Source organism: bacterium (genome assembly GCA_035703895.1).
GTDB lineage: Bacteria > Sysuimicrobiota > Sysuimicrobiia > Sysuimicrobiales > Segetimicrobiaceae > Segetimicrobium.
Genome location: DASSXJ010000037.1, coordinates 1 through 6,581 on the forward strand (window position 1 = coordinate 1; position 6,581 = coordinate 6,581).

Consider the following 6,581-nt stretch of genomic DNA (forward strand, 5'->3'; position numbering starts at 1 on the left):
GGAGGAGGAACCGTATCGGGGAGGCGGGGCGAGCGAAGGGAGTTGCCGCAAGGTGCTCATTGGGCCGAGGGAAGGGGCCCAGCACTTTGCCATTCGGTATTTCGAGATTCCGCCCCGCGGGCAGACATCGTTCGAGCATCATCACCACGATCAGGGCGTGGTCATCCTCAGGGGCCGAGCCAGGGTCCTCCTGGGATGGGAGATGCATGAGGTGGCGGCAGGGGATGCCATCTATATCCCCTCAGATGAGCAGCACCAGTTTGAGAACCTCGCCGATGAGCCTCTCGGGTTTCTCTGTGTGATCCCCTCCAAGGAGTGGCTCGAGAGGATCCGCATCCTTCGAGACTAGCAGGCTGCGGAAAAACGGCTGTTTGAGGGCGTCTTGGGCCCCCGAGGGCGCTAGACGCCGGCTCCGGGACCGCTGGGCGGGGTGCTCGGCGCCCGCTGAGGATGAGCGGCACACCCGTAAGCGGCCGTTGGGCGCTGCCCGATCCCGTTCTCGGCCGATGGCGACCGCTGGTGTCAGGCTGCCGCGGGGATCTCGGCCCGGATTGCCAGCAGTCGGCCGAGCCTGACCAGGTTGTAGGCGGTGGCGACCAGGTACCCGGCCAGCCCGGTGCGGTCCAGGCCGCGGTAGCGCGTCCGCCGGAAGCCGCCGACCGTATTCATCCAGCCGAAGATCTCCTCGACCCGCTTGCGAATGCGTTGGCTGACGACATAGCCGGCGTGGCGGGTGGTCCGCCCGTCGATGGCGCTGCGTCGGCCCTTCGTCACCTGGGCCACGTGCGGCGTGACGCCCCGCCGGCGGAGGTCGGCCACGCAGTCGCGGGTGTCGTAGCCTTTGTCAGCGCCGAGGGTCCTCGGGTTGAAGTGACGCTCGCGCGCTGATCGAGCAGGGGCCGGCACCATGTCCCGCTCGGCGGTCCCGGTCGCGTGCGTGACCTGGAAGTCGACCAGCAGCCCGTGGTGGTTCTCCATCAGGGCATGCCCCATGAACACCAGCCTGGCCTCCTTGCCCCTTGCCCTTGCGCATCAGCCGCGCATTGGGATCGGTGGTGCTCCGGTGGGTGGCGTTCGAGCGCTTCTCGCCATGAAAGTTGACCGAGGGATTGCCCCGATCGCTGTCGGTGGTGGGCGGGTCGGCGTCCTTGCGCTTGAAGCTCTTCAGGCTAGCCGCGGCCTCGATGAGCGTCCCGTCGACGGTGAAGTGCTCGTCCGAGAGCAGCCCCCGCTCGTGGGCCCGACCGACCAGCTCGTCGAATAACTCCTGTCCCACCTTGTGCGCCAGCAGGCGGGCGCGGTTCTTGGTGAAGACGGTCGGGTAGAAGCTCGGCCCCAGGAGGTCCAGGTCGAGGAACCAGCGGAACATCAGGTTGTACTCCAGCTCCTCGCAGAAGGCCCGCTCGCCCCGCACCGAGTACAGCGCAATCAGGAGCGAGGCCTTCAGCATCCGCTTGGGCGGGATCGAGGGTCGGCCGCCCTCGGCTTACATCTTGTCAAACAGCGGCGAGAGTTCCGCGAGCGCCTCATCCGCCAGACGCTTGACCGTCCGCAGCGGGTGGGCGGTCGGGACGCGCTCCTCCAGGTCGATGAACGCCAGAATCGTGATCTGCGGGTCGGGCCGCCCTCGCATCCTGCTGTCCTCCCTCCGGGATGGCTCGATGGTACCTGCCCGAGGAGGCCGGCCGGTAGGGAGATCGGCGGCTGTTTCGGCGCGGCGGGACCGTACCTTGGCTGGCTACCGGCGCACTCCTTCGACCACGCTGACGAGCGATGGCGTCGGGGTGACCGCCGTCAGCTCGAAGCCGGTGCCGGCCAGGAGCGTCCGGTAGTCGGCCTCAGTGCGCTCGCGGCCGCCCAGGTCCACGAGCATGAGCAGGTCGAAGAGCTTGCCGAGGGAAGGATCGTTGCCCGGCGGGAGGACCAGCTCGATCACGAGCAGGCGGCCGTGTTCCGGCATCGCCCGGTGGCAGTTCCGGAGGATCGCCCCGGCGCTCTCGTCGTCCCAATCGTGGATTACCCGCTTCAGAATGTAGGCGTCCCCGCCCGCGGGGACAGACACGAAGAAGTCCCCCGCGACCACCTCGCAGCGCCCTCCCAGCCCGGCTGCCTCCAGCTGGTGCCGCGCCCCGGCGACGGCCTGTGGCCGGTCGAAAAGGACCCCGCGCAGCCCCGGGTTCGCGCGCAGAATGGCCGCCAGGAGCGAGCCGTGGCCGCCGCCCACGTCGATGATCGTCCCGAGGCCGGAGAAGTCGCAGGCGGCGATCGCGTCGTTCTCCTGGGCGCTGCGGCTCGTCATCGCGGCGTCGAAGACGGCGGCCGCCGCCGGGTCGCGCGCCAGGAAGGTGAAGAAGTCCGCCCCGTGGACCCGCTCGAAGGCGGGCCGGCCGGTCTGGACGCTGTGGAGCAGGTGGTCCGAGGGCCGCGAGTACCACTCCTCGCCCACCAACAGGATGTAGTCGCGGATGGAGTCGGGGGCGTCGCTCCGCAGCGGTTCCGCCTGCGGCGTGAGGCCGAAGCGTCCGTCCTCGCCCTCGGCGAAGATCCCGACGCTGGCCAGCGTGCGCAGGACGCGGTACAGGGACGGGGCGTGCACCCCGGCAGCCGCCGCCAATGTCTCGGTATCCAGCGGGCCATCCTTGAGGAGGTCCGCGATACCGAGCCGGGCGACGACACAGATCGCCCGGGAGATCCAGAAACCGAGCGCCTGCTGGAGCAGCGCGAGCGCTGGGGGTGTGCCGTCCGCACTCATCGCACCCACCTCCCAACGGGATGCCGTCGACTCGCCGAGTGATGAGCCGAGACTAGACCGCCACGGCTGCACTATCAAGCAGCTATTGCCGGACGAACGTCTGCTGCTTGCGCCTGCTCACAGCCCAGCAGTCGCGTTTTTCCGCAGCCTGCTAGAGCCGCTGAGACGTCCCGCCTCAGGCTCACGGCTGCACCACAACCTTGAGGGCGGGACCGGCGGCGCGGACGAGAGCGTAGCCCTCGCCGGTGCCTGCGAGCGGCAGACGGTGGGTGATCAGCGGCTCGACTGGGAGGCCGCCGGCCAGAAGGCGCACCGCCTCGCGCGTATCGTTGGGGCCGGCGGAGTAGGACGGGACGATCGTCGTCTCGTTGAAGAACACCTCGTGCATCCGGATCGGCCACACCACGTCGGGGGGCGTTGGCGTGAATACGACAAGCGTGCCCCCGGGCGCCACCGCCATCCGACCTGCCTCGAGCGCCTCCACGCTCCCTGGACCGACGATGACGACATCGGCGCCGCCGTTGGTGGCTCGTGCGACGGCCTCGGCCAGGGGTATGCGGGAAGTATCGATGACCACATCCGCAAGCCCGGCCCCTCGGGCGAGACGCTCCGGGACCCTGTCCGCGGCGAGGAGATGGCCCGGCGCCTCCGAGGCGCGGAGCACCAGCAGGTGGAGCATGCCCATCACGCCCAGGCCGATCACCACAACGCGGTCCCCCTCCCTCACCCGCGCGCGGCGTACCGACTTCACCACGCATGCCAGCGGCTCGATAAAGGTCGCGGAGTCGTCGGACAGGCTCTCGGGCACCCGCACGACGTCCGCCGCCACGGCGGGCGCCTGCACGATCGCATGCGTGGCGAGGCCCCCGGGCAACAGGCGCCGCGGCCGCCACGTCGCGCAGTGTACGAAATCGCCGCGCCCGCAGAAACGGCACACGAGGCAGGGCGCATGATGGTGCACAAACACGCGATCCCCGGGCCGGAAGGCCACGCCATCGGTCACTTCAACGACCTCGCCGACGGGCTCGTGCCCCAGTGGGACGGGCGCCTTCCGCGCCATGTACCAGTCCATGACCTCGCCTGGACAGAGGCCGCAGGCTTTGATCCGGACCAGCATCTCGCCTCGACCAAGCGGCGGCAGCGGCACCTCCTCCAGGCGGAGATCGCCGGGAGCGTAATAGATCGCCGCGATGGCGGTGGTGGGCCGCGCTAGGGCCATTCGGAGCCGTCGGGGAGGAGGGCGTATTTGGACCCGGCGCCCCGGTCGAGGTCGCGGAACACCTGCACGATCGCGTCAAGGGGCCGCACCTCGGTGATCAGGTCGCCCGGACGCAGCGTCCCGGAGGCGAGCAGCTGCAGCGCCTCGAGCACATCCTCGGTGCAGTAGTGAAACGCACCGACCAGGTCGACTTCGCCGTAATGCAGGCGTGTGGCATCGAACTCCGGCATGGCTCCGCCGGGCAGTCCTCCAAACAACAGGACCCGGCCCCCACCGGCGACCCACGACGGCGCCGCCTTCCAGACGTCGGCCGATCCGGTGCACTCGACGACGATGTCGGGGCCCTCCCCCCAAATCGCCCGCAGCGCCTGGCCGGGATCGCCCTGGGTGACATCGATCGTATGCACGGCCCCGGCCCGAACGGCCTGCGCGAGCGCAGCGTCGCCCCGGCCCATCGCGATCACCTCAAGTCCGCGGCGGCTCGACTCGCGGATGTACAGGAGCCCGATCGGACCGACCCCGACAACCGCTACCCGCGCGCCGCCGATCTGCCCCAAGCGCCGCCAGCCGTGCACGACGCAGGCCAGAGGCTCGAGAAACGCGGCTTCGATATAGGACAGGGTCGCGGGCTTGGGAAACAGGTGCCGGCGCACGATGCGCGCCGGGAGACGCGCCGCCTCCCCATAGGTCCCGACGGCGATTTCGTCAAACAACGTGACGCATAAGTTCTCACGGCCACGGCGGCACGGCCCGCATTGCCCGCACGGCGCCGTCGGCATGAAGACCACCGGCTGGCCCACAGAAAATCCTTGGACGTCATCCCCGACGGCCGCGATATCCCCGGCGGCCTCGTGGCCGAACGGCCCGAACGGCACCCGGGGATGGCCCCGCCGGTATGTCTTGAGGTCGGTGCCGCAGGTGAGCGCGGCGCGGACCCGGACGACGACCTCGTTGCGCCCGGGCGCGGGAACGGGAACCTCAGCCAGGTCGAGCGTGCGGGGCGCGTGAAGAATCGCCTGCCGCATGGTGCGAAGGCTCCCCGACCGACTCCGGTCCTCCATCTCCCGTCTCCGTTGGATCTTCTGGTCTACCCAACACTGACACGGGGTGGGAAGGGTGTCAAGAAACGCGGAGCCGCTTCCCCATCAGCGCGCGCTCGGTTGCCCGGCAACGCCCGCGAGGTGCTGGATGTACCGCCTGGCGGACCGCTGGACCGCTTCGCCTGCATCCGTCACGATCTGCCGTCGGTCGAAGGCGCCGTAGATTCGATCAAACCGATAACGACGAATCACCGCGGCGATGCGCTCGACCTCGGCGCCCGAGAGCGGGATGAGATTGGGATAGCTGTACATGAAGCTCACCGACCGGCGATCCTGGACGACCTGAATGACATCCCCGGAGAGGAGCACGCCTCTGCGTTCTCCCCCCTCGGGCCAGTAGAGCACCGTGCCTCCGTCGAAATGCCCTCCGAGGTTGACGAGTTCAAGGCCCGGAAGTGGGGATCTCGTTTCCCCGGACCACAACACGATATGCGGCGAGGGGTGAACGACCCACGCCCTGTCGCCGGCATGAAGGTACACGGGGACTCCACCGAACGCTTCACTCCACTCGACCATCGACGAGTAGTAATGTGGATGCGAAATGGCGATGGCGGCGATCCCGCCGAGCCCGTGTACCGCCTCGATCGTCTGTTGGTCCAGGTAGGTGACGCAGTCCCAGAGGAGGTTGCCGTGCGGCGTGCGCACGACAAGCGCCCGCTGGCCGATGGCGAAATGCGGCCGGGTGAGGATGCTGGTGAGCCCCCGCTCCTCCTCCGCCACGCGGTTTCGGTACCCATCGGACTGCATGGCCCCAAGCGTCGTCCACCGCTGCCCGTCCCAGCCGACAAACTGCCGCTCGTCTTCACAGATAGGGCACGCCTCGGGCGGCTGCGCCGATTCGGGATACTGGACCCCACAGGTCACACAAATGAATCTGGCCATGTCTCCCCTGCCTTCCTTCTGCTTCCCGCTGCCGTTGAGGCGGTTGTTACGGCTTCCACGCGCCCGCCGTCTGCCTGGTGGTGACGTTGAGGCGGTTGAAGACGTTGGTGGTGGCAATGCATGGCGTCAGGAAGGACCATCGCTGGGTGTTTCATCCGCGCTGGCATCATTGTTCTCCTGGTCCGGCGTTGTGCCCGATGCGGGTTCAGGAACAGCGGCCGCCAGCGCGAGGGCATCGTCGACGGCCTCGTCCAGCGTCATGTCGCGGCCGCTCCTCCACGCCGAGGCGAATGCGTCATCACCCAACCGCGCCCGCACGGAGGCCACCGTCTGGTCAAAATCCGCACGCTCGGCCGGTTCGAGGTGAATGCCCGCCGTCCTCAGCAGCGCGTCTACCGCGCCGAGCAGCCTTGCGACCCGCTTCGGTGGCATGTCTCCCATCCGCGCGGCCGCCAAGCCCGCGACGGCCATGAGCACGGCGGGCGTCCGCTTGAGGTCCTGCGCCCGGATCAAGCTCTCCCGGAAGAGCGCCGCCGCTTCCTCTGGGGCACCCTGGTGCAGCCGCACGTAGGCGAGGTTGTGGAGGACGTGCACGGCGCCGCGGGGGTCGCCAGCCTTGTCGTAGAGT

6 protein-coding genes and 1 pseudogene are annotated in these 6,581 nt (G+C 68.9%); 1 reads left to right on the plus strand and 6 read right to left on the minus strand.

Annotation, left to right across the window (positions count from 1 at the left end; genetic code table 11):
* On the plus strand, positions 1-349 hold a 349-nt coding region (locus VFP86_02900), incomplete at its 5' end, for a cupin domain-containing protein (GenBank protein ID HET8998576.1).
* 173 nt (positions 350-522) lie between these two features.
* Here the strand turns inward: VFP86_02900 and VFP86_02905 are convergent.
* From VFP86_02905 to VFP86_02930, 6 genes and pseudogenes are all read right to left on the minus strand, one after another.
* Positions 523-1,633: pseudogene (locus tag VFP86_02905) on the minus strand (IS5 family transposase).
* 105 nt (positions 1,634-1,738) lie between these two features.
* The gene (locus VFP86_02910) at positions 1,739-2,752 is read right to left on the minus strand and encodes a methyltransferase (GenBank protein ID HET8998577.1); all 1,014 of its coding nucleotides are present in this window, start codon (positions 2,750-2,752) and stop codon (positions 1,739-1,741) included.
* Between the two features lie 181 nt (positions 2,753-2,933).
* Positions 2,934-3,971 (minus strand): alcohol dehydrogenase catalytic domain-containing protein, encoded by a 1,038-nt coding sequence (locus tag VFP86_02915; protein ID HET8998578.1) that lies wholly within the window; start codon positions 3,969-3,971, stop codon positions 2,934-2,936.
* On the minus strand, positions 3,962-5,032 hold the full coding sequence (locus tag VFP86_02920) for an alcohol dehydrogenase catalytic domain-containing protein (protein HET8998579.1): 1,071 nt from the start codon (positions 5,030-5,032) through the stop codon (positions 3,962-3,964). The genes VFP86_02915 and VFP86_02920 overlap by 10 nt, the downstream gene beginning before the upstream one ends.
* Positions 5,033-5,116: 84 nt before the next feature.
* Positions 5,117-5,953 (minus strand): MBL fold metallo-hydrolase, encoded by an 837-nt coding sequence (locus VFP86_02925; protein HET8998580.1) that lies wholly within the window; start codon positions 5,951-5,953, stop codon positions 5,117-5,119.
* A gap of 126 nt (positions 5,954-6,079) precedes the next feature.
* Positions 6,080-6,581 (minus strand): hypothetical protein (locus VFP86_02930; GenBank protein HET8998581.1); only part of this gene is annotated, 502 nt, incomplete at its 5' end.

Bases quoted from the DNA above. Each gene is read 5' to 3' on its own strand.
- VFP86_02910 (HET8998577.1), bottom strand. From the start codon at position 2,752: ATGAGTGCGGACGGCACACCCCCAGCGCTCGCGCTGCTCCAGCAGGCG.
- VFP86_02915 (HET8998578.1), bottom strand. From the start codon at position 3,971: ATGGCCCTAGCGCGGCCCACCACCGCCATCGCGGCGATCTATTACGCT.
- VFP86_02920 (HET8998579.1), bottom strand. From the start codon at position 5,032: ATGGAGGACCGGAGTCGGTCGGGGAGCCTTCGCACCATGCGGCAGGCG.
- VFP86_02925 (HET8998580.1), bottom strand. From the start codon at position 5,953: ATGGCCAGATTCATTTGTGTGACCTGTGGGGTCCAGTATCCCGAATCG.